The sequence below is a fragment of the Actinosynnema sp. NPDC023587 genome, assembly GCF_040640215.1.
In the GTDB taxonomy this organism is placed as follows: domain Bacteria; phylum Actinomycetota; class Actinomycetes; order Mycobacteriales; family Pseudonocardiaceae; genus Actinosynnema.
In genome coordinates, this window is record NZ_JBFABG010000004.1 from 15,582 (window position 1) to 39,034 (window position 23,453).

Here is a 23,453-nt window from a genome sequence, read left to right on the forward strand (position 1 = left end):
CTTCTGGGCACCAGACCGGCGGTCAGCAAGTTAGGCATCCGGTAACCGGATGCCGGGCCACGGCGCAGCGCCGTGGCCGACACCAGCGGGTGTGCAGGGGGTACACCCGCAGATCAGTCGGGGGGACTGATGACGCAACGGAAGGCGCGGCGGCAACGTCGCGTGAGAGGCGGCTCGCCCGTCAGCATCCACGTCCGCACCACCGAGATCACCTACGCGGCCTTGGTCATCCGTGCGGCGCTCGCCAAGCTTTCGGTACCGCGCTACCTGGTCGAGTCCGGGCTGCGCGACACGACTACCGGGTGGAGCCTCCGCGAGCAGCGATGGTGGGCCGAACGTCTCGACACTGTCGAGACCCGGCTCATCCGGATCGGCACCAACCTCAACCAGGTCGCCGCCGCGAGCAACAGCACCGGCCAACCACCACAAGGGCTGCCAGCCGCGCTGGACTACCTCGCTGCCACGCTGGACTGGCTCCGCACTGTGTTGGAGGCGATCGACCCGGCCGATTCCTCACGCGAGGAGGAGCCGTGATCACCAAGGCACCGGCCAAAGGCAAGTACGGGAAGGACACCTACGGCCTGCTGCGCTACCTATTCGGACCGGGCAAGAGCAACGAACACACCAACCCGCATCTCGTCGCGGCGTGGGACCCCGAGTGGTTGGAAGGCGGCGCGTTCGCCGAACGCCACCGTGGCTGGCTGGCTCGTCTGGCGCGTGAGGTCGACGCACCGATGACCGGGCACGCGGTGGACCTTGACGGCGGGCATGTCTACCACGTGGTGCTCTCGGTACCGCGGCAAGACGGTCAGCTCGGCGATGCCCGCTGGCGTGAACTGGTGGAGGAAGCCATCGACCGGATGGGTTTTGGTCCATCCGAAGGTGGACGGGCCGGCTGTCGGTGGGTCGCGGTGCACCACGGATCGAGCAAAGAGGGGACGATCACGTGCACGTCGCGCTCAACCTGCTTCGCGGCGATGGCACAGTCGCCGACACGTATCGTGACTGGCCGCGCTGGCGCCAGTGGTGTCTGGACGTCGAACAGCGCTTCGACCTCACTCGAACCTCGCCTGCCGGCAGGACTGCGGTGATCCGTCCGACGAGGGCCGAGACCGAGAAGGCCATTCGCAAGGGACGCCCCGCCGCGAGCCGTGACCTATTACGTCGAGCCGTTCGTCTCGCGGCGGCAGAGGCCGCTTCTCCCGCGGAGTTCATCAGTCTCCTCCAACGGGAGCCCCTTGTGACCGTGGAAGCCCGCTGGGATCAGGAGCACCGCCTGGTCGGTTATCGAGTGGCGATGGCCAGCGACTGGAGCACGACGTCACCAGATGGCCGGGTGTGGTTCAGCGGCAGCAGTCTGGCTCACGATCTGTCGGGCCCCCAGATTGCTGCTCGCTGGCCGTCGACCCAACCAACTGACGACAGCCATACCGACACCGAACTCTTGGCCGACGCAACATCAGCCGCAGACGATGCACTTCGGCAGCTGGCGACGCTCAACGCGGCCGAGGCGGTCTCGCCGGGCGACGGCGACGACATCGCACACGCTGCCGTAGACATGCTCCTCGCGGTATCACGAACCATCGGCGATCCGGGCCCCAGTGTTCTGAAGGAGGCAGCAGCCGCATACGAACCGGCCGCTGGAGCACCACGGAAACACCACCCGGCCCAGTGGTCCGTGGTCGCGCTCGAACTCCGTGCGGCGGCACGCCAAGTGCTGAAGGCAGGCGTGATGTCCAAGCGGGTCAGCACCGGCTCGGCGGCGCTGGCACTTGTACTCGTCCTCGTCGCTCTGCTGACAGAGATTGCGGCCTGGCGCGAGCGAAGCCGCCAGCACGCGCAGGCTGTCGCCACACGCCAAGCCGCTGGCTTGATGACATCCCACGCCGAAGCAATGCCAGCGCCTTAGCAGTTGCCAACTCGTTCCGCACGAAATCCAAGCAAGGAGAGAAGCCCACTGCCCCACCGCTCCCCTACGTACCGGCTCCACCCTTCGGAAGGTCCATCGAAACGCACGCGATGAGCAGGCGTCGGTCGTGAACCGCATCGACGCTGTGCAGGGGACCGTGGTCCTCTGCACAGCGTCGACATGTGGTCAGCCGTTGCCGGCGACAGCGAACGGCTACGCGACTACCGCGCCGTCGAGCCACACCAGGTGGAGACGGCTCACGTCGATTGTTCCTGCGCTGAGTGCGAACAACGCCAGTGCGCTCTCTGGGCTCTGCGAACGCATCTGGAAGTCGCCGTCCGCGGAGTTGATGTCGGCGCGGTCGCCGAAGGCCAGGCCGTAGGCAGCGATCTCGGCGTCCTCTCGATCGCCGTACTCCTCCACGATGGCGAACAGCCGGGGCGCGACGTCCCGCACCAGCTCTGTCAGGAACCCGGCGAACTCCTTGTCCGTCCCGTGCCGGACTTCGGTCAGGCCGCTCACCGGCCCTCCTGCGCAAGGCCGGCAACCATGTCCGCGAACTCGTCACCGAGCAGCAGCACGTTGCCCGCTTCCTCAGGCGACACAAGCCACGACGCCGCCGCCTGCCCTACAGCCGTGGGCGGAAGCGGCAATGTGGTGCCTTCCGGGAGCACCCGGACGTCGTCCCGCACCATCACCACCGGGACCGGTGGGCGCACCAGGAAGTAGGCCAACGGCATCTGCGCCAGTCCCAGCATCGGCGTGGGCCTGGTGGCGAACCACTTGTGCCCGAGGATGACCTCCGCCAACGTCTCGTACACCGTCACCGCGCTCAACTTCGGACCGGTGACGCCCAGCACGGCCGGCACCTGCAGGCCGTCGGAGCTCCACCACTCGTGGATCAGGTCGGGGTCGGTCGTGGCCGTGTCGATCGGCCGCAGCATGGCGCTCTCCGTCGGTTCTCCGTTGGCCGGGTCGACGAAGTGCCCGTCGTGCCACACCGCCCCAGGCAGCACAGGCCACCCCATCTCCGCGTACTCCAACGCCTTCCGCAGCTCCTCGGACTGCTCCACGTCCCGCACATTGCCCAGCACGACAGCACTTCTCTGCTTGGAGAACACCGAATCGCGCGACACCTACTTGCCCACCGTCCGGACTTCGAACAGGTCCTCGAACTGCATGGGAGCGAGGGCGACCAGCGCACCGCCGATGAAGGCCGGTCCCGGCTGTAGCTCGCCGCTGACCACCCGGGCCACCGTCGACCGGTTCACATCCATCGCCTTGGCCAGCGCGTAGTCCGAGTGGAACCCACCAAGTCGGGCTGCTCTGGAGAACGCCGTCGTCCGTAGCCGGACCGAGTGAGACACCCGAACCGGCCTCACTCGCCGGACACTGGGAACGGCTGTCCGGTGGCCTTCAACTCGATGGCCCGAGCCAACTGCCCGAGGTCATCAGCCAACGCCACCTCGACCTGGGTCGACTCGACGCTGTACTTCCGCTCTTGATCGGGTGGCACAGCGTGGGAGTTCTCGTCCACCAGGCGGACGATGTACCGACCTAGACGGGTGTTGACGTTGGTCAACCATGCGTTGAACAGCAACTCGTCCTTGGTCATCACGCTCGCCCCGTCCTGCGCCTACGCCATTCGAAGTCGAATCGCACTGGCCAAGCTAGGGACGACCGAGCGTGACGAGTTGTACAAAATGTGTGACCACCCGAGAGCTACCCTGGCCGTAGGCGCAGACGCCACCCGGCTGAAGGGAGCCCCGGTGCTGGACACCCCTGATCACATCGGCAAGCGCGTCCGCTACTGGCGACTGCGCCGCAACCTGGGCCGCAAGCAGTTCGCCGACATGATCGGCCGCTCCACCTCGTGGTTGGACAAGATCGAGACCGGTGAGCGCGACCTGGCCCGCATCCCCGTCATCGACCTGATCGCCGAAGCTCTCTCCGTCGACCCGAACGTACTGACCGATGCCCCGGCGGCTGCCCGCGCCGCAGACTGCGTCGACCCCGCCGAAGTCGCCGCTATCCGTTCGGCACTTGGTCGCTATCCAGGCTTGGCCACCTCACACCAGGAACCAGCGGCGGTCACCCATCTGGCCCGCCAAGCCGAGTACATCAACCACGCCTGGACCTCGTCCCACTTCACGACCGTCGCCCAGCGCCTGCCCAAGCTCCTGGAAGCCGCGCAACTCGCGATCATCGCCGCGCCGTCCGCCGACCAGGTGGCCGCGCACCGGGTGCTGGTCACGGCCTACCGCATCGCCTCGTCGGTGCTGCTCAAGTTCGAGAGCCACGACGTCGCCTGGCTGGCCGCCGATCGCGCGATGCACACGGCGTTGGCCGTCGACGACACCTGGTCCCAGGCCCGCGCCACCCGCAGTGTCGCCCGAGCCATGACCGCTGCCCGGCAACGCACCGAGGCCGTCAACACCCTCCTGGACATGTCCGACCGGATGCGCCCCGAGGTCCCCAAGAATCCGGCCGGCCTGCTCGCCCTCCACGGAATGCTCTACCTGACCACCGCGATCACCGCCGCCAAGCAGGAAGACGCGGCCTTGGCCCTGGAAATGCACGCGGAAGCCGGTCGGGTCGCCGGGCGCATGGAGCCGCACTACGACACCCGCGACACCCAGTTCGGCACCGCCAACGTTGCCATCCACCGGGTGTCGGCCCTGGTCCGCCTCTACGAGGCCGAGGCAGCGCTCCGCTACGCCGACACCATCTCGCCGAGCGCCATCACTGCCCTGCCCCCGGAGCGCCGGGCCAACTACCTGCTGGACCTGACCACGGCCAACACCCACTGCGGCAACTACACAGCCGCCACCCGCACCCTCGCCCAGGCCGAACGCATCGCCCCGCAGGAAGTCCGCTGCCGCCCGTCGACACACAACCTCGTACGCACCCTGCTGTCCACCACGAGCGGCGAACCCGCCCGCCAGGTCCGCCAGATCGCCCACCGAGCCGGAGTCCCCGCGTGACCGACCGAGTCCTCTACCTGATGATCTGCGGCGCAGGCCCGGCCGACCACGTCGACAAGGTCATCACCTTGGCCCACGAGCGTGGCTGGTCCGTCTACTGCGTCGCCACGCCTGCCGCCGTCGAGCACTTCCTCGCGCTCGACAAGCTCGAACACCTCACCGGCCACCCCGTCCGTACCGGCTACCAGCGCCAAGGTCAGGCCGCACTCCCCCGCGCCGACGCCGTCATCGTGGCTCCGGCCACCTACAACACGATCAACAAGTGGGCGGCCGGTATCGCCGATACCTACGTCCTGACCCAGCTCGCGGAGTTGACCGGTCTCGGTGTGCCGATCGCGGTCCTACCGTTCGTGAACACTGCCCTCGCCGCGAACGCAGTGCTGGACCGCAGCATCAGCGCGTTGCGAGCAGCAGGCGTGAAGGTTCTCTTCGGTGAAGGTGGCTTCCAGCCTCATCCGCCTAGGCACGGAGGTCGTGTCATGGCCAACTACCCGTGGCACCTGGCTCTTGATGCGGTGGAGTGAGCCCCGTTGATGCTCGTACGTTCAGCCGCCGACGTCCTGTGGACCCAAGCCTTCGCTGCGCCGCTCCACACCGCGGTACGCGCCAGTGTCAAGCACGCTACGGGTGCGAGCGACTCCCCGCATCTTCCTGCGGGTCTGATGCACGGATTGGTGACATCTGAGTTGGCTTGCCGTGATGGTGAGCTGGGGGGATGTCGCTGTGCCCAAGCCCTACCCCCGGGAGTTCCGCGACGATGTCGTGCGGGTCGCCCGTGACCGTGAGCCCGGCGTGACCGTCGGGCAGATCGCCAAGGACTTCCGCAGTCACCTCGTGGGGTGACCGACTGCGTGCTGAAGGGCTGATCGGACGGCTGGCGTTCGACACCTACTTCCCCGAGGTCGGCCGCTACATCGCGATGGAAGAGGCAGAGGGCGTCTTCACCGCAGACTCCCACCTGGTGCTCGCCCGACTCACCTACCTGGCTGCCGATGACGTCGCTCCGACTGTGCTCACCGGGTTGTCGATGTTTGACGTGGCCACTGCGTTCCTCGGCCGCCGTGCCGCCGCTGCGGACTGGTTGAGCGCCCAGGCCACCCCAGCCGTTCCCGACCGCGCGGAGGTCAACGAGGTCACGCGGTTGGTACGCGACGGATGGCAGGCCGGCGTTCCCGGATGGTCTGCCGTCTCCGAGGTTCACCGGCAACGCGCCGACGCGCTCGCCCGGTACCGCCGAGCACTGCCCGACGGCGTGGACATCGACCGCGTGCTGCACTCACTGCTGCACATGCACCACAACCGCGCGCTGGGCGTGAACCGTGATCGCGAGGCGATCTGTCTGCGGTTGGCGCGGCAGGCCGCCGCAGTCTGGCGAACCACTCAGGACATCGCATGACAGTCCAAGGACGCGGACAGGTCCGCGATGTCAGGACCGCCCAATGGGCGCAGTCACTGGCCGACGGTGCGGCGGGCACGGCACTGCTGCACTTGGAGCTGGGCGAGGACGCTGAGGAGTGGCTGACGGCGATGGTCGCCGACCCGGTGCTGGCGCACCCGCACCAGGCCACGCTGTTCGACGGCGCACCGGCTGTGGCGTTCACCCTCGCCGCGACCGCCCACCACCGTGCGCTGGCCGCGGTGAACGGGTGTGTCGAGGCGATCATCCACGCCCGCCTGGACGCCGCTCACCGCCGGATCGACTCCGGCGAACTGCCTGCCAAGCGAGAGTTCGACCTCGTCTCCGGGCTGACCGGCCTCGGCGTGTACCTCCTACGCCGGCGCGGCAGCACAGACAGGCACGGAACGCAGTTGGCTGACGTGCTCGTCTACCTGGTGCGCCTGACCGAACCACGCCCTGATGGCCTGCCGGGATGGTGGGCCGTCAACGGGCCAACCAATTCCGGACCCGACTGGGCGGGCGGACACGGCAACCTCGGCGTCGCGCATGGAATCGCCGGACCGTTGGCGCTCCTGGCGCTGGCGATGCGGCGCGAGGTTGTCGTACCCGGTCACGCCGAGGCGGTGGACCGCATCTGCCGTTGGCTGGACCACTGGCGTTGCGGGAGCGGGCACCGGGTGTGGTGGCCCGGCGCGATCACCCGGGCCGAACACGCCACCGGCACCCCACGATCGGACGGCCCGCACCGCCCGTCCTGGTGTTACGGCACCCTGGGCATCGCTCGCGCCCAACAACTGGCCGCGCTCGCCCTCGGCGACACCCGCCGGCAACGCTTCACCCAACGGGCACTGGCCTGGTGCCTGACCGACGAAGCCCAATTGACCCAGCTCAGCGATGTGTCGCTGTGCCACGGGTGGGCCGGGGTGCTGCACACTGCCTGGCGAGTGGGCGAGCACGATGAACAGGTGCGCGCCCTCGTTCCCCGGCTCGCCGAGCGGCTGACCGAGCACCTGCTCCACCACCCGCCGACGCCACACGGGCTGCTGAACGGGGAAGCCGGTGTCCGGCTGGCACAGCGTGCCGCGACCACCGACACGACGCCCATCACGCGGTGGGACGCCTGCCTGCTGCTGGACGGTTGACCACGACCGCTGAACGACGAAAGGAACCGATGGATTCCGACACCGCCACCGACCCGACGGCCGACACCGCCGCCTCGCCCGAGGCGTTGCGCGCTGAGATGGTCGAGAAGGTCCGCAGGGCCGGGTATGCCCAGCGCGAGGAGGTGGAGAGCGTCCTGCGGGACACGCCCCGCCACGAGTTCGTGCCCGAGGCCGACCTGAAATCCGCCTACAACCCGTGGCAGGCGGTGATCACCCACCGCTTCGAGGACGGCCGCTCGCTGTCGTGCGCCTCGGCACCGTTCGTGGTCGCCATGATGCTCGACCAGCTCGACGTCCAGCCGGGCAACCGAGTCCTGGAGATCGGTGCCGGAACCGGCTACAACGCCGGCCTGCTCGCCCGGTTGGCCGGCCGCGCCGACCTGGTGACCACCATCGACATCGACCCGGATGTCACCGCGCAAGCCTCACGCAACCTGACCACCGCAGGCCACGGCGACGTTCACGTGATCACCGGTGACGGCGGGCTCGGCTACCCCGACCACGCGCCTTATGACCGCCTCATCGCCACCGTCTCGCCCTGGGACATCCCCGCCGCCTGGTGGCGGCAGCTCGCCCCCGGTGCACGACTGGTCGCCCCGCTGCGCTGGCGCGGCCAGGCACGCAGCGTCGGCTTCACCTACTTGGAAGGTCGGCTGGTCTCCGACTCGATCCACCTGTGCGGCTTCGTGTACCTGGTCAACGCCGACGAGGGTGAACTCAGCGGCCCGATCACCGCCGACGATACGGTCAAGCTCCACTGGGATCGAGATCAGGCCGTCGACCTGAACGTACTGCGCGGCGTGCTCGACCAGCCGCGCACCACAGCCTGGTCAGGCGTCTCCATCGCCGGCGATGAGCCGCACGACGGGATCTGGCTCCGCCTTACTGTCACCGACCAGCGCGTGTGCCGGATCGACGCCCACTCCGATGTCGCACCCGAGATCTGCGACCCGATCCAGGCGTTCCGTTCCCCGGCACTGGTCGAGGGCGACTCGTTGGCCTACCTCACCTCTCGTCGCCAGACCAGTGGGGACGAGGTGCGTTGGGAGCTGGGCGCGATCGGCCACGGTCCGGCTGCCGCCGAGTTGACCGAGCACCTGTGCGACGAGATCCGGGCCTCGACACCCGAGCGGGATCGACGCAAGCCCACCCTGATCGTCCACCCCGCCGACACGCCGGACAGCGAGCTGGTCGGGCCCGCCATCGTCAAGAATTACAGCAGGTTCATGCTCACTTATGACGACGTGCCCGGCTGACCTCAAGGCCACGCTGTGCGGATTGAGGGGTGGAAGTCCAGGTCCCACACCGCCGGCCAAGTCCGCACGGCCCGCGTCGAGGCTGGTCGGTTGACCGCAGACGTCGGTTCGGGTCGGCACGGGGCTCCACACTCTTGTGCCGACCCACTCGATGCCCGAACAGAGGTTCAGGACACCGCCGCCTGAAGGTCGCGCTCCAGCAGCGCGATGAACTTCCACCGAGGATGCCTCGACGACTGCGGTACGGACCTTCGTACGCAGCAAGTCCCGGTTGGTGTCCGCTCGTCGGTAGCGGGTGGCCTTCTCGACCTCGGCACGTGTCGACCGGATCGGCGCTGTCTTGTTAGCCGGTGAGATCCGGGGTCAGGTCGAGACGCTGCTCGACCTCCGGACACCACTGCCACCAGCGCGGCCAGTCGCGGTAGGTGTCGGCGATGCTGTCGTCATCGCGGACCAGGTTGATGACGACGAGGAGGTGGTCATTGCCTTCCTTGCTTGCCCCTGAATCAGCCGTCGGGGTGCGCCCGGCGGTCGACCGAACTCGGGTGGCGATTGGTTCCCTGACTGGCCGGAGAGGAGTCCTACCGGACCCGCTCTCACACCTCGATGATCTCGACCATGCTGTCGAGTCCGGCGAAGACCTTGGCGTTGCGCGTGTAGAGCGGCAGGTCACGGGCCGATGCGATGGCTGCGATCATCAGCTCCGAACGGCGCGGTTTCAGGTTGCGGTTCGCGTCCAGGGTCAGTGCCATGAACGTGCCGAAGCGGGTGGCTGCCGGGCCGTCGAACGGCAGCGGCTCGAATTCCACGATCGCAGCGCCCAGCTTCTCAGTCCGCGCGGCTCGTGTGGCGGCGTCCTTGGCCATCGCCACCCCCTGGTGCAGTTCGGCGAAGGTGATCGCGGTCAACTCGGGGATCTCCGGCAACTTCGCCGGATCGAGCAGGCCCAGGCCGATGTAGGTACAGGTGTCCAACACACCTGCCGCGTGCCGCTCAGCCACGCTCCCTCTCCCCAAGGTCGTCCCCACCGACGCGGTCTTCGCCGCCGAAGTGGTCGTCGGCCTCACGCCTCATGCGGCCGTGATCGACCGGCGGCAGCCTCCGGTGCCGTGCCACGAGTTCGTCCGCCGTCCAGCGTCGCCAGCGGGGCAGGGGGCGGACCTCGGCGATCTCGACGCCGTTGCGGGTGACGTGGAAGGTCTCCCCCGCCTCGACGGCGTCCATGACCGCAGCGGAGTTGTTGCGGAACTCCCGTTGGCTGATGACCTTCACGGACCCACTGTAGTCCGCCGTAGTACTTTGAGCTTCAGTTACTGAAAATGGCTACCGTTCGCCTGATTCACTCTTCTTGGGCGGCATGGGCGATGAAGGCATACTGTGGATTGAATTCCGGCCTGAGGCCCGCGATGACCCACCGGGTATCACCCTTCTGCGGAACAGTGCCGTGGAATTTTGTAACAAGACACACCTCGCTCGCGATGTCAGAACACAACTGTTCGACCGAGGAGTGCAATGGCAGACGAGCTGCGCCCCGATATCCAGGCGGCGAAGAACCAGATGCAAGCGAAGGTCGGCGCGGGTCGTGAGATCAAGCGGCTCGTGGAGTACTTGTGGGAGGGTGAGCGGATCGAACTGATGGCCGCCGGGATATATGGGCCCGGCCAGGGGTTGATCGTCCTCAGCGACCGCCGGTTGTTGTTCATCAAGGACGGCATCGGCAGGCAGGTGACCGAGGACTTCCCCATCGAGAAGATCTCCTCGGTCCAGTGGTCGTCCGGCATGGCTTGGGGCAACCTCACCGTCTTCGCCTCGGGGAACAAGGCCGAGATCAAGAACATGAACAAGAAGGACGGCAAGCAGATCGCCGATGCCGTCCGCAACCGGCTCTCCTCTTCGCCGGTACCTGCCGCCGTCCAGCCGAGCGCCACGCCCGCCGGACCTGACGTGTTCGAGCAGTTGCGCAAGCTCGGCGAACTCCGCGACGCGGGAATCGTGACGACCGACGAATTCGAAACAAAAAAGCGAGAACTTCTCGCACGTTTGTAGGAGTGCGCACCACGGCTCTCACATGCAGTCGACGCCTTAGCTGAGCCGAACGACTCACCGCCAGGGCAAGTGGCATTACGCAAGGAGCGGATCGCTGTCGCGACCGTTCGCTGGCCTGATTTTCGCCTCCGTTATCCGTCGCAGCCGGCGGGCAGGAGCGAATCTCCGTCGCCCTGTTCAGTCGGTGATCGACGACAGGTCGTCGTAGATCCTTGCCTGGACGTAATCACGTACGAGGTCGGTGATCGGACGCGAAGCGGATCAGCACCGGGCCCAGCGCGAGCGACAGCGATTGGCGGTTCGTCAGGACTGGCGTCACGGACAGTGCCATGGTTTCGTGTTGTCCAAACTCTTCGTAGGCCCGGTGACCGGATCGGCCGTCGTTGACGCCAAGCACACCATCACGCACACCAGGGCACGAGCAGCAGCAGCTTGCCAGTGAGACCGGCCAGTACGTCGAGGGCCGGGCCGATCCGGCGCGGACGGCCACAGGGGCCTTGGGCAAGCCCATGGAGGAGTGGCTCCCCAGGACCAGCGATCCCGCGACGGCGTAGAGGACCACGGCAGTCGCCTTGTGCAGGAGCGTGCCCGGTCCCAGGTTGGCGGTCAGTTTGGTCGGGCAGGCAGCTTCACCATCCTCATCACCGACCGCCAGGGCCGGACAGGCTCGTGCGCGGCGGCGCGGGAGTGGTGTTCACGGCGACGTGCCAGCGGTTCTACGGGCCGCAAAGCAGCGGCGGGCGGCCCGGAGGACGGCTCTTCTCCCCGCTCGGGAACGGTCCGTCACGCGACCGGGCACCGTTTGGTCGAATTGCCGCCCTTTGGCGTAGATGTAATTCCACCATTTCGATTGATCAGTCACCTACGGTTTACCCCGTTCGCCGCTGAAGTGCGGAAGTGGCGGTCGACAAAGGGCCGGATGGGCGATTCCTCATCCGACTGTGCAGTAGACCGCCTTTTCCGGGACCCCGCGCGGTGACCGCTGATACTCTCCGCTCGGACGACGTAGCCGAATACAGGGGGCAGCGTGGAGCCGAGGTCCGAGATCACCGTCTTCCAGCAGCTCAAAGCCGATATCGACGCTCAACTGGAACTGGTCCGGGCCACCACCGCCGAGTTGGAATCGCGGTCGTTCGAAGGTACGTCTGATGCGGGAAACGTGCGCGTCGCGGTGAACGGGCAAGGCGCGCTCCTGGAATTGGAGATCACGCCCGGCGTGCTGCACGGCCCCCGCCCTACTGCGGTGGGGGACCAGATCGTCCGGGCGGTCGCCGCGGCTCGGGCCCGCGCCGTGGAGACGCACCGCGAGCGGTTCCACCCGCTGATGCCCGGTCTGTTCCCCGCCGAGGGGGTGGACCGGTGAACGACGAGACGCGCCGACTGGTGGCGGAGATCGAGGAGGCCACGGCCGCCGCCGGGCAGCGCGCCGCCGCGCGTGCGGCGGCGCGGATCAGGATTCCGCTGGAGTCGGCGCTCGGTTCGATCACCGTCAGCGGCCACGGCGAGCTGCTGTCGGTCGACCTGGACCCGGCGAACCTGCGCTACACCAACGAGAGCAGGGTGGCGTCGGCCGTGCGGACCGCGATCCGGCAGGCGGACGGCGGTCGGCGTGGTTGATTTCCACGTGGTGCCCGAGGCGATGCGCCGGAACGCCAAGGAGTTCGTCGACGTCGCCGATGCCTGGAACAACGCCCGGAGCGCCCTGCTCGACGCCCACCTGGCCGACGACGACCTGGGTCTGCTCGGCCGCACCGAACGGGTGCCGCAATCCCACAACGCGGGTTTGAACAACATCCTCGACCGGCTCGCGAAGGGATTCGAGGCGTTGAACAACGCGGCACTGGCGTTGCGCGCCGTGGCCGACGAGTACGAGAGCCGGGACGCCGAGTACTACCGGCAGTTCGGTTACCTCGACGACCGCCCCGGCCGCTGAGAGGAGCACCGACGTGGTCGAGGTCGTGCCCGGCTACCCCGTTCCGGTGGGTGCCGATGAATCCCGGTTCCCCTACGGTTCCGCCGCCGTCGTGAACGAGTGGGCTTTCAAGGCCGGCAACGGGCTGGCGCGGGAGCTCCTGGACGAGGTCCGGGACTGGATGGGCCACCCGGAGAAGGTCACGGCGCTCGCGCGGACGTGGAGCCCGCAGGCGAGCATGCTGGTCAGCGACGCCAAGGAAGGCGTCCTGTCCGCGCGGGAAGACCTCAAGGCGTACTGGGAGGGCACCGCGTTCGGCGCGTTCAGCGCCTACGTCGACCACGTGGTCAAGGTCGTCGAGGACACCCACGGCGTCATGGCCGGCATGTCCGACCTCATGCTCAAGCTGCGCGAGACGATCACCAAGACCTACCAGGCCGGCATCACGTTCATCGGCAGGTGCGCCCAGGCCGTGCTCGACGCGGCGGGCACCGTGGCGCAGCAGTGGAAGAACCTGTGGGGCGCGGTCTGCGAAGCGGTCCTCCAGGCGCTGTCCGACTTCGTGGGCGCGGTGAGCCAACTGATGAACGACGCGCTGACGATCATCACCGAGTACGGGCGGACGGCGGTCGAGCTGGAGCGCAAGGCGGCGGAGCTGCGCATCCCGGACCCGATCCCCTCCTCGGTCGGCGAGACCGGCAACTGGAAGCCCCGGAAGACCGGATGAAGCGCGCGCCGGTGGTCGTGGTCGCGGCACTGCTGCTGGCGTCGTGCTCGTCCACGCCGCCGCCGGACGTGGAGCTGATCGGCGAGGTGCACTCGGAGTTGCCCACGGAGTGCTTCGCCGGTTTGGAGAACGCGCTGAGCGAGATCGCCGGCGTGCTCTACAACCACCGCCTGCCCGGCCGGGACCGGTTGCCGTCCACGCTGCCCATGCGGTGCGAGGTCGAGTTCGAGGTGCGTGACGAGCGGCCGGGTCCGGCCTGGCGGCGGATCGAGGTGGACTACTGGCTGTTCACCGGGACCGGTGGCGCGCGGACCGACGTCGACGCGGCCCGGCGGCTGTACGAGGGCACCCGGGACGAGGTGCCCGAGGACCGGCGGGTCGGGCTGCCGGACCACCCCGACGGGTTCTCCTGGACGCCGGGCCGGGCCGCCGTGCGCGACGGCAACCTCGTGGTCCAGTTCACCGTGGCCGGGAAGGACCGCGCCCCGGACCTGACCGACCTGCCGCCCGAGACCACCCGCACCGCCGCCGCGACCCTCGCAGCGGCCCAGTTGCGCAACTGCTCCCCCACCGCCCGCTGCTGACCGGGACCGCCCGCTGCGCACGAGGTCGCGCCGGGCTGAGCGACCGTGGCCCGGCGTGGCCCGGCGTGGCCGTCAGGTCGGCAGGCCGTCAGGCCGGGCGCGTCGGCTACGCTCGTCCCCGTGCCCGCCTCGGACCGGGGTGCCGCCCTCGCGGCGGCGTGAACCCGGGCTTTTAGCGCATCGCGCCGCCGCACCGCGAGTCCTCGCCGGTGTGGCCCCTGAGCGCTACCCGGCTCCGTCCGAAATCCGGAGCCTCTCGTGCACTTCTCCTGTGTCGTCGTCGGCCGGTGGTCGGCGTGAACCGCCGTGTCCTCGTGCCGGCGGCGGTCCTGCTGTCGTCGTTGTCGTTCCCGCTGACCATCACCGGCGCTTCGGTGGCGCTGCCCGATCTCACGGGTGACCTGAACGCCTCCCCGACCGCCGCCCAGTGGGTCGTCACCGGGTACAACCTGTGCTTCGCCGCGTTCCTCGCGTTCGGCGGCTCGCTCGCGGACCTGCTGGGGCGGCGGCGGCTCTACGCCGTCGGGGTGTCCGCCTTCCTGCTCGGCAGCGCGTGGTGCGCGGTCGCGGGGGACGTCGGGGGGCTGGTCGCGGCCCGGCTGGTCGCCGGGGTCGGGGCCGCCATCGCCACCGCCACCGGCCAGTCGTCGCTCGCCTCGGCGTTCGACGGCGCGGCGCGCGCCCGCGTGTTCGGGGCGCTCGGCACCGTCCTGGGGATCGGGTTGGCGTTCGGGCCCACGGTGTCGGGGTTCCTGGTCGACCTGGCCGGGTGGCGGGCGGTGTTCTGGGTTCCGGCCGTGCTCGCCGGGCTCGCGCTGCTGCTGTGCCCGGCGCTGCCGCCCGGTCGGGGGTCCGGGCAGCGCGTCGACTGGGCCGGCGGTGCGCTGTTCACCTTTGGGCTCGGGGCGTTGATCTGGGTGTTCGTGGAAGCCCCGGTACTCGGGGTCGCCCACCCCGCCGTGCTCGCGGTGGTGGTGGCGGCGGTCGCGGGCGTGGCGGGGTTCGTGCGGGTCGAACGGCGGGCCGCCGCGCCGATGTTCGACCTCGCGCTGCTCGGTGACCGGGCGTTCCTCGGCTACGCGCTGGTGGCGGCGGCGATGATGGGGCTGCTCGTGCCGCTCCTGGTCTACCTGCCGTCGTACTTCATCGACGTCGTCGGGGTCGACCCGGCACGGGCCGGGCTGTGGATGCTGGTGCTGACCGTGCCCTCCGTGCTGCTCCCGGGGGTGGGCGCGGCTCTCGCGAAGCGGTCGCCGCGCCTGCTGTCGACCGGCGCGGTCCTGCTCGCCTCGGTCGGCGTGGTCGGGCTGGTGGGCATCGGGCCGGACGGCGCGCCGTGGCCGGCGTTGCTGCTGACCGGAGTCGGCGTGGGGCTCACCACGGGGGTGGTGGACGGGCTGGCGTTGTCGAGCGTGCCCGCCGACCGGGTGGGGGCCGCTGCGGGGCTGTTCAACACCGCCCGCCTCACCGCGGAAACGGTCGCGCTGGCGGCGGCGGGTTCGGCGTTGACGTTGCTGGGCGGCGGGCAGCCGGATTCCGGCTTCACCGACGCGTTGCGGGTGGTGGTCGTGGTGTTGGGGTGCGCCGGTGTCGCGGCCGGGCTCGGGGCGCACGCCCTGTTGCGGCGGGTCGGCCGTTGACGTGCCGGTGCAGGTGATCGGCCGGTGGCCCGGACCGGCCGGACCTGGACGACCGGCACCGGCCAGGTCTGCGACCGTCCACTGTGGACGTTCTCCTGGTGGAACGGTTGTGGTGGGCGGTTCAGCGGTCCGCGTAGGTGTCGGCCGACTCGCGGACCGCCGCCACGCACGCGGCGATGGCCGGGTGGTCGGCCGTGCCCCGCCGGTAGGCGATGCGGGTGCGGCGGCGGATCGGCAGCGGGATGAGCCGGACGCCCGGGGGCGGTTCGGGGGCGGCCAGGCGCGGCACCAGGGACACGCCCTGGCCGGCCGCCACCAGGGCCAGGACGGTCGTGTAGTCGTCGGCGTGGTGGCGGGTGCGCGGCGCGAAACCGGCGTCGTGGCACACCTGCGCGGCGACCGCGTGGCAGAGGGTGCCGGGGCTGCCCATGATCCACGCGGCGTCGCGGAAGTCCGCCGGGGTACCGGTCGCGCCGGCCGTGGCCAGGTAGACCCCCTCCTCCAGCAGCGGCACGCTCTCCAGCGCCGGGTCCGGGTTGACCGGGTGGGTGTCGTAGTCCTGGAGCAGGCCGGTGTCCAACCGCCGGTCGCGCAGGGCGGCCGGGACGTCAACCGGGTCCAGCTCGGTGACCATCAGCTCCAGGCCGGGGTGCCGGCGGCCCAGCTCGACCAGGGCGGGCGGCAGGAGGGTGCGCACGGCGGTCGGGAACGCGCCGATGCGCAGCGGCCCGGTCAGGCCGGTGGCGAACGCGGCGAGCGCCGCCGTGGTGCGCTCCAGCGCGGTCAGCACGGTTTCCGCGTGCCGGACCAGCACTTGGCCGGCGGTGGTGAACGTGACCCGGCGGCCGGTGCGCTCCAGCAGCGGGACCCCGGCTTCGCGTTCCAGCGTGGACAACTGCTGGGAGACGGCGGACGGCGTGTAGGTGTGGGCCTGGGCGACGGCGGCGATCGTGCCGAGGCGGTGCAGGTCGGACAGGAGTTGCAGGCGGCGGACGTCGAGCATCAGGACACCTTACGGTTCACGTCAGAAATGTGAACTGGACCTTATCCATGCGGGGCGGGACTCTGGTGTCCATGACACTTTCCGGGGTCTTCGTCCCGCTGGTCACGCCGTTCGACGCCGCCGGCGGTGTCGCGCTCGACGCCGTGGAGCGCCTGGCGAACGAGGTGCTCGACGAGGGCGCGGCCGGGATCGTCGCGCTGGGCACCACCGGCGAGCCGGCCTCGCTGACCGCCGAGGAGCGGCGCGACGTGCTGGACGTGGTGGGCGGCGTGTGCCGGGAGCGGTCCGCGCCGATGATCGTCGGCGCGAGCACCCAGGACGCCCTGGACGCGCTGGAGGGCACCGGGGCCACCGCCGCGCTGGCCGTGGTGCCGCCGTTCGTCCGGCCCGGCGAGGCCGGCGTGGTCGCGCACTTCGCGCACCTCACCGGGCCGGTGCCGCTGGTCGTCTACCACATCCCGTACCGGACCGGGCAGGCGTTGTCGGCGGGCGCGCTGCGGCAGATCGCCGCGCTGCCCCACGTGGTCGGCGTCAAGCACGCCGTGGGCGGGATCGACGCGGACACCGTCGAGCTGCTCGCCGACCCGCCCGCCGGGTTCGCCGTGCTGGGTGGTGACGACATCTTCATCTCGCCGCTGCTCGCCCTCGGCGGGCACGGCGCGATCCTGGCGTCCGCGCACTTCGCCACCGCGCGGTTCGTCGAACTGGTCGACGCGTGGCGCACGGACCTGGTCCGGGCGCGGGAGCTGGGCGGGCGGCTCGCCGCGCTGTCCGCCGCCGTGTTCACCGCGCCGAACCCGACCGTCGTCAAGGGGCTGCTGCACGCCCAGGGCCGCATCCCGACCCCCGACGTCCGGCTGCCCCTGCTCGCCGCCGATCCCGCCCTGGTCGCGGAAGCGGTGCGGGTGAGCCGATCCTGGTGACCTCCGCCGCACACGCCGTCCCCCCGTTCGGCATCGCCCGCCGGTGAACGCAGCCGAACTCGCGGCGGTCCGGGGTCTCGGAGAACCAAGTGGGTGGCGTGGGCTCAAGTGGGACGCGGCCTGCGGTTGATCACCTGTATGTTGCCCGGCGTGGAGGTCGAGATCTACACCGACGGCGCGTGCAGCGGTAACCCCGGACCGGGTGGGTGGGGTGCGGTGCTGCGGTACGGGCAGCACGAGAAGGACCTGTACGGCGGCGACGCCGGACCGACCACCAACAACCGGATGGAGTTGATGGCACCCATCCAGGCGTTGGAGAGCCTGACCCGGCCGTCCGTCGTGCGGATCTACACGGACAGCACGTACGTGCGCAACGGCATCACGTCGTGGATGGCGAAGTGGCAGGCCAACGGCTGGCTGACCAGCGCCAAGCAGCCGGTGAAGAACGCCGACCTGTGGCGGCGGCTGGACGAGGCCGCGGCACCGCACGAGGTCGAGTGGCACTGGGTGAAGGGCCACGCGGGGCACGTGGACAACGAGCGCGCCGACCAGCTCGCGGTGCGCGGCGTGCGCGAGGTCGCGGGTCGCTAGGACCGGTCGTCCGCGCCGGGCTCACAGCCAGCCGTTGTCGTGGGCGGTCGCGAACGCGTCCCGGCGGCCGGTCGCGTCGAGCTTGCCCACGGCCGCCGACAGGTAGTTGCGCACCGTCCCGACGGACAGCCGCATCCGGCGGGCCACCTCGGTGACCGGGGTGTCGTACTCGGCCTGCCGCAGCACTTCCAGCTCCTGCGGGGTCAACGGGCACCGGGGCGGCAGCAGCGCGTGCGCCGCGATCGCCGGGTCGACGTACCGCCCGCCGCCGTGCACCTTCCGGATCACGTCGGCCAGCGCGCCCGCCGGCGCACCCTTGGGCACCAGGCCCTTCGCGCCGCCGGCCAGCGCGCGCTGCGGGTGCGGCGGCCGGCCCTGGCCGGTCAGCACGACGACCGCGCACCCGGGCAGCACCCGGGTCAGCTCGGCGGCCACCGCGAAGCCGTCCAGGCCGGGCATCACCGCGTCGACCACGGCCACGTCCGGCCGGAGCGCGACGGCCGCCGCCAGCGCCGACTCGCCGTCCGCCGCCAGCGCCACGACCTCCAGGTCGATCTCCAGCCCCAGCAACGACGCCAGCGCCACCCGGACGAGGTCCTCGTCGTCGGCGACCAGCACCCTGATCACGACGGCCTCCTCCGGACCGGGAACGGGAACCGGGCCGGGTCGATCGTGCACCACCGGGGAAAGATGCGGACCGTTCAGTTGCCGGTCCCGGGGTGATCGCCACACCCCGGCCGGCGCACCCCCTCGGTGATCCGCTCGACGGTGTTGGTGGTGAACGACAGCCGCAGCATCGCCGGGTCGGGGGTGGTGGCGTGGAAGGACGCGCCGGGCACGAAGGCCACGTCCCGGGCGAGCGCGGCGACCATCGCGTCCCGGCGTTCCCGGTAGGCCGCGCACAGCTTCCGGACGTGCGCGAAGAGGTCGTTGGCGGCCAGGTAGGCGGCTGCGGCCTGGTCCAGGGTAGACGTGTGCAGGTCGGCGGCCCACTTCACGATCACCAGCGTGCGCAGCGGTTCGGCGGGTGCGCGCAGCCACCCCAGGCGCAGGCCGGGCGCGCCGATCTTGGAGAAGCTGCCCAGGTGCAGCACGCGGTCGCTCATCGAGGCCGGCGCGGGCACGTGCTCGCCCCGGTAGCGCAGCTCGCCGTACGGGTCGTCCTCCACGACCCGCGCGCCCGCGAGCCGGAACGCCTGGAGGGCGGCCAGGTAGGTGGGTTCCTCGACGGCGACGACCGCGCCGGGTTCCAGCAGGGTTGCGACGACGAGGGTCAGCGCCTGCTGCGACCCGGTCGTGACGAGCAGGTCGGCCCCGGTGGTGGGCAGGCAGCCCGGTCGAACGCGGCGCGCAGGCCGGCCAGGTCGAACAGCTCGGGGGCGGGCAGGCCGCCGACGAACGAGATCACCTCGGGGCGGGAGGTGAGCGCCACCAGGTCGCGGACGGGGGGAGCTGGACGGGGTGCGGGGTGCGGCGGTTCCCCAGGGCTCAGGAGCGGGAGGTCGCGCGCCGGCGGGCGGTCGCGCTGGGGTCGAGGCGTCCGGAATCAGCCTGACCCGGGAGAACAGCCGGTCAACGGCCTGCCGGACCGGCCGGCCCCGGCCCGGCCGACCGTGCTCAGGAACAGGGGCGCGGGAGTCGGGCGTCCAGCCGGGCCAGGTGATCGCGTCCGTAGCGCCCGTTCTCCAGTCCGTCGTGCAACACGGCCGGCAGGTCGGCGACGACCTGGGACGACGTGGACGCGGCGGCCAGCGCGACCGTCGCGACCGTGTCCACGTCCCCGGTGAACGCCACGCACGCGCGCAGGACCTCACCCGCCGAGCCGCGCCCGGCCAGCGCGGTGAGCGCCGCCCGCACGCTCATCACGCCCTTCGAGCCGACCGCCCCCGCCCACGGCCGCGCCCACACCGGCGACCCGAGCCGGTCCGCGATCCACCCGCCGACCTCGGCCACCGGCCCCAGGCCGTGCCGGCAGTAGTGCACGGCCAGCGCGGCGGCGCACGCGGACGCCACCCCGTCCGGTGTGTCGTGCGTGACGCGGGCCTGGACCCGCGTGCGGTCCAGCACCTCGTCCACCGAGGGCAGCAGGCCGAGCGGGGCCGCGCGCATCGCCGCGCCGCTCTTGTCGCTGTCCGGGCGGATCCGGGCCAGGAAGTCCGCGCCCGTCCGGACCTCCCGCAGGAACGCCTGGAAACCCCGCGCGTAGCCGTCGCGCGGGTCGCGGTGGAACGCGTCCACGAACCGCGCGGCGATCGCCTCCGGGGTCCACGGGTCGCCATCGACCAGCAGTTCGGCCAGCGCGAGCGTCATCTGGGTGTCGTCGGTGTACGCGCCGGGCGCGATGCCGAGGTGGGTGGGGTGCCGCACGTACCCCGTCAGCGCGTTGTGCGCGGCGACGAATTCGGCGGGCGCGTACTCGAAGCCCGCGCCGTACGCGTCCCCGATCGCGAGTTCGACCAGCATGGCCCGATCATGACCGCCCGCACGGCGGCCCGGCCGGCGATCCGGTACCGCGGTGGTCCTGTGTCGGGGTGCGCCGCATTGATTCGAATGGCCGCAGCAGAACGGCTGAAGCGCCCGCCGCCATTCACACCCCCAACTTTGTTGAACGTATCGTTCGCGCTGGTCAGGCGAATTTGCCCACCCCGCCGAAAGTCGGCCTAACACCACGCTATAACCGGTTCGGTATATCCCTTTTACACCATATGGGTGGTACGAATTTCGTGACCAAAGACACCCTGTGCGCGAGAAATCGCGTGTCTTCGGAATTGAGGAACCTTGCGAATCACCAGGTTGATCCCTGCGCTCGCAGCCGCTGCCCTCTCGTTGCTCACCCTCGTCCCGTCCGCGTCGGCCGCGCCGGCCACGACGGACGGCGGCGTGACGCCGTACATCATCGGCGGTGGCTACGCGACGAGCGCTCCCTGGGCGGCCCGGCTCTTCTCCAACGGCCGGCAGACCTGCTCGGCCACCATCATCGCGCCCCTGTGGATCCTGACCGCCAAGCACTGCGTCACCGGCGGCGGGCTGTCCTTCCGGATCGGCAGCCTGGACCAGTCCAGCGGCGGCACGATGGCCAACGGCGTGCAGACCGTCACGCACTCCTCGGACCTCGCGCTGGTCAAGCTCGACCGCTCGGTGTCCGCGACCTACGCGCGGCTCGCCGCGTCCTCGCCCGGTGCCGGCACCTCGGTGCAGGTCTACGGCTGGGGCGCGACCTCCCGGTGCGGCTCGGAGATCAACTGCCAGTCGCAGCGCCTGAAGGTCGCGAACGTGACCGTGTCCGGCTCCTGCACCGACGCCTACGGCGGCACCGCGGTGTGCGCCCGTCGTGGCAACGGCATCACCGCCGGCGGTGACTCCGGTGGCCCGATGATGTACAACGGCCAGCAGATCGGCGTGGCCTCCACGAGCGACCGGCAGACCACCACCGCGTACACCAACGTGACCCGGTACCGCTCCTGGATCCAGTCCGTCGCCGGGGTCTGATCCCCGCTCCGGACGGCCCGTCCGCGTGGCCCCGGCGGCGAACCCGGCCGCGCGGACGGGCTCCCCACCCGGTTGACCAGGCTCACGGCCCCGCGCGATCGGGGCCGTGAGCCTTTTTCGTGCCGGTGACCCGTGTCCGGGTCACCGGCACGAGGCGTCAGGTCCGCCGCCGCCGTCCCAGCAGGACCAGCAGGACCGCGCCGCCGCCCAGCAGCAGGACACCGACCACGACCGTCCAGCCGACCCGCGTGCCCGTCTGCGCCAGGTCGTCCGGCCTGCCGGGGGTCGCGGTCGTGGTGGTCTCCACGGGTGCCGTGGTGGTCGTGGGACCGCCCGACGTGGTGACGGCCGAGGTGGTGGCGGACGAGGTGGTCGACGCGTTCGTGGTGCTCGACTCGGTCGTCGTGGTCGTCGGTTCCGTCGTCGTGGTCGGCTCGGTCGTCGTGGTCGGCTCGGTGGTGGTGGTCGTGGGTTCCGTGGTGGTGGTCGTCGGCTCGGTCGTGGTCGTCGTGGGCTCGGTCGTGGTGGTGGTCGTCGTGGTCGTCGTGGTCGTGGTGGTGGTGGTGGTCGTGGTGGTCGTGGGAGCCGCGCAGCTCGGCAGGTCGCCGTTGAACGGGTACGCGTGGAACTCCTGGCCGGCCGTGCCCTCACCGCCGTGCGTCAGCGAGCCCGCCGAGAAGAACCGCCCGGCCAGGCCCGGCACGGACACCGAGGTCATGCTCGCCGCGTTGCCCACCAGCACGCTGCCCTGGAACTGCGCGCCGCCCGCGATGGCGGCGGTGACCGCGTCCGGGAAGTTCCACAGCAACCGCTCGCGCAGGGCGTTGAGCGGACCGCCGTCGGCGAGCTCGCCGGAGTAGGTGAAGATCCGCCGGTTCGCGCCGAGCATGTTGACCAGCACCGTCGCCCCGGCCGGGATGCCCTCGAAGACGATGCCCTGCTGCCCGCCGTTCGTGCCGGCGATGTCGAAGTCGACGTTGAACACCTGGATCGCGGACGTGCCGTCACCCCGGAACGTCGTCTGAGACCCCTCGTTCACGGCGGTGCCGGTGGCCGCGGTGGACTTGTAGCACTGGCTGGCCGTGGTGAGCTCCGGAGCCAGGTTCTCGTACGGGGCGAACGCGTCCGGGTCCGCCCTGGTCTCGCCGAGGACGGTGCCGGTCAACGGACCGGCGTGGTGCACGACGCCGCCCTCCGCGACCAGCCGCTGCTCGGCCGCGACGGTCACCGCGCCGCCGGTGACCAGGAAGTCCGACCCGTCCGGCGGTGGCACCCGGGACCCGACGCCGACGATGCCGACGTTGTAGATCGCCGAGCCGCCGGCCGCCTTGTTCTGGTCGAACTCGCCGCCGACCACGACCAGGCCCTCGGCCTCGACCGCGCCGAAGCGGACCAGCATGTCCCCGCCGACGAAGATGTTGATGCCCTCGTCGCGTCCCGTGAAGTCGCCGTTGTTCACCGGCGGGAACGTGCCGGGGCACTGCGCCCCTATGCAGGGTCCGAGTCCGCCGGGCAGCGGGTCGGCCGAGACCATGCCGTGCAGACCGACCGCGGTGACCAGGGCCACCGCGCCGAAGACGCCGAGAAGGTGAGCGCGGGAGCGGGACATGCGCACGATGCTGTGTGCGCATGTCCCGCATCGCGCGACGAGACGCGCCGGGATAACCCGCAGGAGTAGGGAGAACCGCTCGACCGGGTGAAATCGATCTCGTGACCCCGGCGCGGTTCAGGAGTCGACCGGCGGACCGGATTCCGCACGGACGCCGAGCAGCCGGCCGGTGCTCCGGCCCGTCGGTGCGCGCACCCCGGAATGCCTCGTCCCAACCG

30 protein-coding genes are annotated in these 23,453 nt (G+C 70.4%); 18 read left to right on the forward strand and 12 right to left on the reverse strand.

From position 1 onward, the window contains the following. The first annotated feature begins 129 nt into the window (after positions 1–129). The 3 genes from AB0G01_RS12290 to AB0G01_RS12300 all read left to right on the forward strand — a co-directional run bounded on the left by AB0G01_RS12290 (position 130) and on the right by AB0G01_RS12300 (position 1,909). A complete protein-coding gene (locus AB0G01_RS12290; RefSeq protein ID WP_360943382.1) occupies positions 130–534 on the forward strand; it encodes a hypothetical protein in 405 nt (134 codons plus the stop codon). Continuing rightward, positions 531–1,091 (forward strand): hypothetical protein, encoded by a 561-nt coding sequence (locus AB0G01_RS12295; RefSeq protein ID WP_360943384.1) that lies wholly within the window; start codon positions 531–533, stop codon positions 1,089–1,091. Before AB0G01_RS12290 ends, AB0G01_RS12295 begins: the two co-directional genes overlap by 4 nt. Positions 1,092–1,240: 149 nt before the next feature. Continuing rightward, positions 1,241–1,909: a hypothetical protein gene (locus AB0G01_RS12300; RefSeq protein ID WP_360943386.1), complete on the forward strand. Its 669-nt coding sequence runs from the start codon at positions 1,241–1,243 to the stop codon at positions 1,907–1,909. 213 nt (positions 1,910–2,122) lie between these two features. Here AB0G01_RS12300 and AB0G01_RS12305 read toward each other — a convergent pair whose 3' ends face one another. From AB0G01_RS12305 to AB0G01_RS12320, 4 genes are read right to left on the reverse strand one after another with little or no spacing between them, the layout of a single operon-like run. Further along, positions 2,123–2,431, reverse strand: coding sequence for a hypothetical protein (locus tag AB0G01_RS12305; protein WP_360943388.1), 309 nt, complete (start codon positions 2,429–2,431; stop codon positions 2,123–2,125). Then, the gene (locus tag AB0G01_RS12310; RefSeq protein WP_360943391.1) at positions 2,428–3,003 is read right to left on the reverse strand and encodes a bifunctional DNA primase/polymerase; all 576 of its coding nucleotides are present in this window, start codon (positions 3,001–3,003) and stop codon (positions 2,428–2,430) included. Before AB0G01_RS12310 ends, AB0G01_RS12305 begins: the two co-directional genes overlap by 4 nt. A 42-nt stretch (positions 3,004–3,045) precedes the next feature. Then, positions 3,046–3,276: a transcriptional regulator gene (locus tag AB0G01_RS12315; RefSeq protein WP_360943394.1), complete on the reverse strand. Its 231-nt coding sequence runs from the start codon at positions 3,274–3,276 to the stop codon at positions 3,046–3,048. Positions 3,277–3,287: 11 nt separating this feature from the next. Beyond that, the gene (locus AB0G01_RS12320; protein ID WP_360943397.1) at positions 3,288–3,524 is read right to left on the reverse strand and encodes a hypothetical protein; all 237 of its coding nucleotides are present in this window, start codon (positions 3,522–3,524) and stop codon (positions 3,288–3,290) included. Here AB0G01_RS12320 and AB0G01_RS12325 point away from each other — a divergent pair. The 5 genes from AB0G01_RS12325 (at position 3,517) to fxlM (ending at position 8,711) form a co-directional block, all read left to right on the forward strand. Beyond that, a complete protein-coding gene (locus tag AB0G01_RS12325) occupies positions 3,517–4,893 on the forward strand; it encodes a helix-turn-helix transcriptional regulator (RefSeq protein ID WP_360943400.1) in 1,377 nt (458 codons plus the stop codon). The genes AB0G01_RS12320 and AB0G01_RS12325 overlap by 8 nt on opposite strands. Continuing rightward, a complete protein-coding gene (locus tag AB0G01_RS12330) occupies positions 4,890–5,417 on the forward strand; it encodes a flavoprotein (RefSeq protein WP_360943403.1) in 528 nt (175 codons plus the stop codon). Before AB0G01_RS12325 ends, AB0G01_RS12330 begins: the two co-directional genes overlap by 4 nt. Before the next feature lie 350 nt (positions 5,418–5,767). After that, a complete protein-coding gene (locus tag AB0G01_RS12335) occupies positions 5,768–6,289 on the forward strand; it encodes a thiopeptide-type bacteriocin biosynthesis protein (protein WP_360945172.1) in 522 nt (173 codons plus the stop codon). Beyond that, on the forward strand, positions 6,286–7,434 hold the full coding sequence (locus AB0G01_RS12340; protein WP_360943406.1) for a lanthionine synthetase C family protein: 1,149 nt from the start codon (positions 6,286–6,288) through the stop codon (positions 7,432–7,434). The genes AB0G01_RS12335 and AB0G01_RS12340 overlap by 4 nt, the downstream gene beginning before the upstream one ends. Positions 7,435–7,463: 29 nt before the next feature. Further along, positions 7,464–8,711, forward strand: coding sequence for a methyltransferase, FxLD system (gene fxlM, locus AB0G01_RS12345; RefSeq protein ID WP_360943409.1), 1,248 nt, complete (start codon positions 7,464–7,466; stop codon positions 8,709–8,711). 596 nt (positions 8,712–9,307) lie between these two features. Here the strand turns inward: fxlM and AB0G01_RS12350 are convergent. Beyond that, complete coding sequence (locus AB0G01_RS12350) at positions 9,308–9,712, reverse strand: type II toxin-antitoxin system VapC family toxin (protein ID WP_360943412.1); 405 nt, start codon at positions 9,710–9,712, stop codon at positions 9,308–9,310. Beyond that, entirely contained in the window at positions 9,705–9,983 is a 279-nt protein-coding gene (locus AB0G01_RS12355) for a type II toxin-antitoxin system Phd/YefM family antitoxin (RefSeq protein WP_360943414.1), read from the reverse strand. Before AB0G01_RS12355 ends, AB0G01_RS12350 begins: the two co-directional genes overlap by 8 nt. A gap of 240 nt (positions 9,984–10,223) precedes the next feature. Here AB0G01_RS12355 and AB0G01_RS12360 point away from each other — a divergent pair, with 240 nt between their 5' ends. The 7 genes from AB0G01_RS12360 to AB0G01_RS12390 all read left to right on the forward strand — a co-directional run bounded on the left by AB0G01_RS12360 (position 10,224) and on the right by AB0G01_RS12390 (position 15,620). Then, positions 10,224–10,757, forward strand: coding sequence for a PH domain-containing protein (locus tag AB0G01_RS12360; RefSeq protein WP_360943417.1), 534 nt, complete (start codon positions 10,224–10,226; stop codon positions 10,755–10,757). Positions 10,758–11,784: 1,027 nt separating this feature from the next. Beyond that, positions 11,785–12,120, forward strand: coding sequence for a YbaB/EbfC family nucleoid-associated protein (locus tag AB0G01_RS12365; protein WP_360943420.1), 336 nt, complete (start codon positions 11,785–11,787; stop codon positions 12,118–12,120). Continuing rightward, positions 12,117–12,374, forward strand: a complete 258-nt coding sequence (locus AB0G01_RS12370) for a YbaB/EbfC family nucleoid-associated protein (protein WP_360943423.1) — start codon at positions 12,117–12,119, stop codon at positions 12,372–12,374. The genes AB0G01_RS12365 and AB0G01_RS12370 overlap by 4 nt, the downstream gene beginning before the upstream one ends. After that, positions 12,367–12,690, forward strand: a complete 324-nt coding sequence (locus tag AB0G01_RS12375; RefSeq protein WP_360943426.1) for a hypothetical protein — start codon at positions 12,367–12,369, stop codon at positions 12,688–12,690. Before AB0G01_RS12370 ends, AB0G01_RS12375 begins: the two co-directional genes overlap by 8 nt. A gap of 13 nt (positions 12,691–12,703) precedes the next feature. Beyond that, positions 12,704–13,396: a hypothetical protein gene (locus AB0G01_RS12380; protein WP_360943429.1), complete on the forward strand. Its 693-nt coding sequence runs from the start codon at positions 12,704–12,706 to the stop codon at positions 13,394–13,396. Beyond that, complete coding sequence (locus tag AB0G01_RS12385; RefSeq protein WP_360943432.1) at positions 13,393–13,980, forward strand: hypothetical protein; 588 nt, start codon at positions 13,393–13,395, stop codon at positions 13,978–13,980. The genes AB0G01_RS12380 and AB0G01_RS12385 overlap by 4 nt, the downstream gene beginning before the upstream one ends. Before the next feature lie 296 nt (positions 13,981–14,276). Further along, complete coding sequence (locus AB0G01_RS12390) at positions 14,277–15,620, forward strand: MFS transporter (RefSeq protein ID WP_360943435.1); 1,344 nt, start codon at positions 14,277–14,279, stop codon at positions 15,618–15,620. 121 nt (positions 15,621–15,741) lie between these two features. Here the strand turns inward: AB0G01_RS12390 and AB0G01_RS12395 are convergent, their stop codons facing one another. After that, positions 15,742–16,623, reverse strand: a complete 882-nt coding sequence (locus AB0G01_RS12395) for a LysR family transcriptional regulator (protein WP_360943438.1) — start codon at positions 16,621–16,623, stop codon at positions 15,742–15,744. A 71-nt stretch (positions 16,624–16,694) separates the two neighbouring features. On the opposite strand from AB0G01_RS12395, the gene AB0G01_RS12400 reads away from it, so the two are divergent. Both AB0G01_RS12400 and rnhA read left to right on the forward strand, forming a co-directional pair. After that, positions 16,695–17,546, forward strand: a complete 852-nt coding sequence (locus AB0G01_RS12400) for a dihydrodipicolinate synthase family protein (RefSeq protein WP_360943441.1) — start codon at positions 16,695–16,697, stop codon at positions 17,544–17,546. A 138-nt stretch (positions 17,547–17,684) separates the two neighbouring features. Then, entirely contained in the window at positions 17,685–18,137 is a 453-nt protein-coding gene (gene rnhA, locus AB0G01_RS12405; RefSeq protein WP_360943444.1) for a ribonuclease HI, read from the forward strand. A 21-nt stretch (positions 18,138–18,158) separates the two neighbouring features. Here rnhA and AB0G01_RS12410 read toward each other — a convergent pair whose 3' ends face one another. The 4 genes from AB0G01_RS12410 to AB0G01_RS12425 all read right to left on the reverse strand — a co-directional run bounded on the left by AB0G01_RS12410 (position 18,159) and on the right by AB0G01_RS12425 (position 20,600). After that, on the reverse strand, positions 18,159–18,764 hold the full coding sequence (locus AB0G01_RS12410; RefSeq protein ID WP_360943447.1) for a response regulator transcription factor: 606 nt from the start codon (positions 18,762–18,764) through the stop codon (positions 18,159–18,161). A gap of 74 nt (positions 18,765–18,838) precedes the next feature. Further along, on the reverse strand, positions 18,839–19,306 hold the full coding sequence (locus tag AB0G01_RS12415) for an aminotransferase class I/II-fold pyridoxal phosphate-dependent enzyme (RefSeq protein WP_360943450.1): 468 nt from the start codon (positions 19,304–19,306) through the stop codon (positions 18,839–18,841). A 104-nt stretch (positions 19,307–19,410) separates the two neighbouring features. Further along, a complete protein-coding gene (locus AB0G01_RS12420; RefSeq protein ID WP_360943453.1) occupies positions 19,411–19,569 on the reverse strand; it encodes a hypothetical protein in 159 nt (52 codons plus the stop codon). 185 nt (positions 19,570–19,754) lie between these two features. Further along, positions 19,755–20,600 (reverse strand): ADP-ribosylglycohydrolase family protein, encoded by an 846-nt coding sequence (locus tag AB0G01_RS12425; protein WP_360943456.1) that lies wholly within the window; start codon positions 20,598–20,600, stop codon positions 19,755–19,757. A gap of 363 nt (positions 20,601–20,963) precedes the next feature. Between AB0G01_RS12425 and AB0G01_RS12430 the strand changes: the two genes are divergently transcribed. Further along, positions 20,964–21,626: a trypsin-like serine protease gene (locus tag AB0G01_RS12430; RefSeq protein ID WP_360945175.1), complete on the forward strand. Its 663-nt coding sequence runs from the start codon at positions 20,964–20,966 to the stop codon at positions 21,624–21,626. A 157-nt stretch (positions 21,627–21,783) separates the two neighbouring features. On the opposite strand, the gene AB0G01_RS12435 is transcribed toward AB0G01_RS12430, so the two are convergent. Beyond that, the gene (locus AB0G01_RS12435; RefSeq protein ID WP_360943459.1) at positions 21,784–23,235 is read right to left on the reverse strand and encodes a choice-of-anchor A family protein; all 1,452 of its coding nucleotides are present in this window, start codon (positions 23,233–23,235) and stop codon (positions 21,784–21,786) included. Between the last annotated feature and the right edge of the window lie 218 nt (positions 23,236–23,453).

What these genes read in the sequence shown, in the direction of transcription:
- AB0G01_RS12290 (WP_360943382.1), top strand. Translation starts at nt 130, where the DNA reads ATGACGCAACGGAAGGCGCGGCGGCAACGTCGCGTGAGAGGCGGCTCG.
- AB0G01_RS12320 (WP_360943397.1), bottom strand. Translation starts at nt 3,524, where the DNA reads ATGACCAAGGACGAGTTGCTGTTCAACGCATGGTTGACCAACGTCAAC.
- AB0G01_RS12340 (WP_360943406.1), top strand. Translation starts at nt 6,286, where the DNA reads ATGACAGTCCAAGGACGCGGACAGGTCCGCGATGTCAGGACCGCCCAA.
- fxlM (WP_360943409.1), top strand. Translation starts at nt 7,464, where the DNA reads ATGGATTCCGACACCGCCACCGACCCGACGGCCGACACCGCCGCCTCG.
- AB0G01_RS12360 (WP_360943417.1), top strand. Translation starts at nt 10,224, where the DNA reads ATGGCAGACGAGCTGCGCCCCGATATCCAGGCGGCGAAGAACCAGATG.
- AB0G01_RS12385 (WP_360943432.1), top strand. Translation starts at nt 13,393, where the DNA reads ATGAAGCGCGCGCCGGTGGTCGTGGTCGCGGCACTGCTGCTGGCGTCG.
- AB0G01_RS12395 (WP_360943438.1), bottom strand. Translation starts at nt 16,623, where the DNA reads ATGCTCGACGTCCGCCGCCTGCAACTCCTGTCCGACCTGCACCGCCTC.
- AB0G01_RS12400 (WP_360943441.1), top strand. Translation starts at nt 16,695, where the DNA reads ATGACACTTTCCGGGGTCTTCGTCCCGCTGGTCACGCCGTTCGACGCC.
- rnhA (WP_360943444.1), top strand. Translation starts at nt 17,685, where the DNA reads ATGTTGCCCGGCGTGGAGGTCGAGATCTACACCGACGGCGCGTGCAGC.
- AB0G01_RS12425 (WP_360943456.1), bottom strand. Translation starts at nt 20,600, where the DNA reads ATGCTGGTCGAACTCGCGATCGGGGACGCGTACGGCGCGGGCTTCGAG.
- AB0G01_RS12435 (WP_360943459.1), bottom strand. Translation starts at nt 23,235, where the DNA reads ATGTCCCGCTCCCGCGCTCACCTTCTCGGCGTCTTCGGCGCGGTGGCC.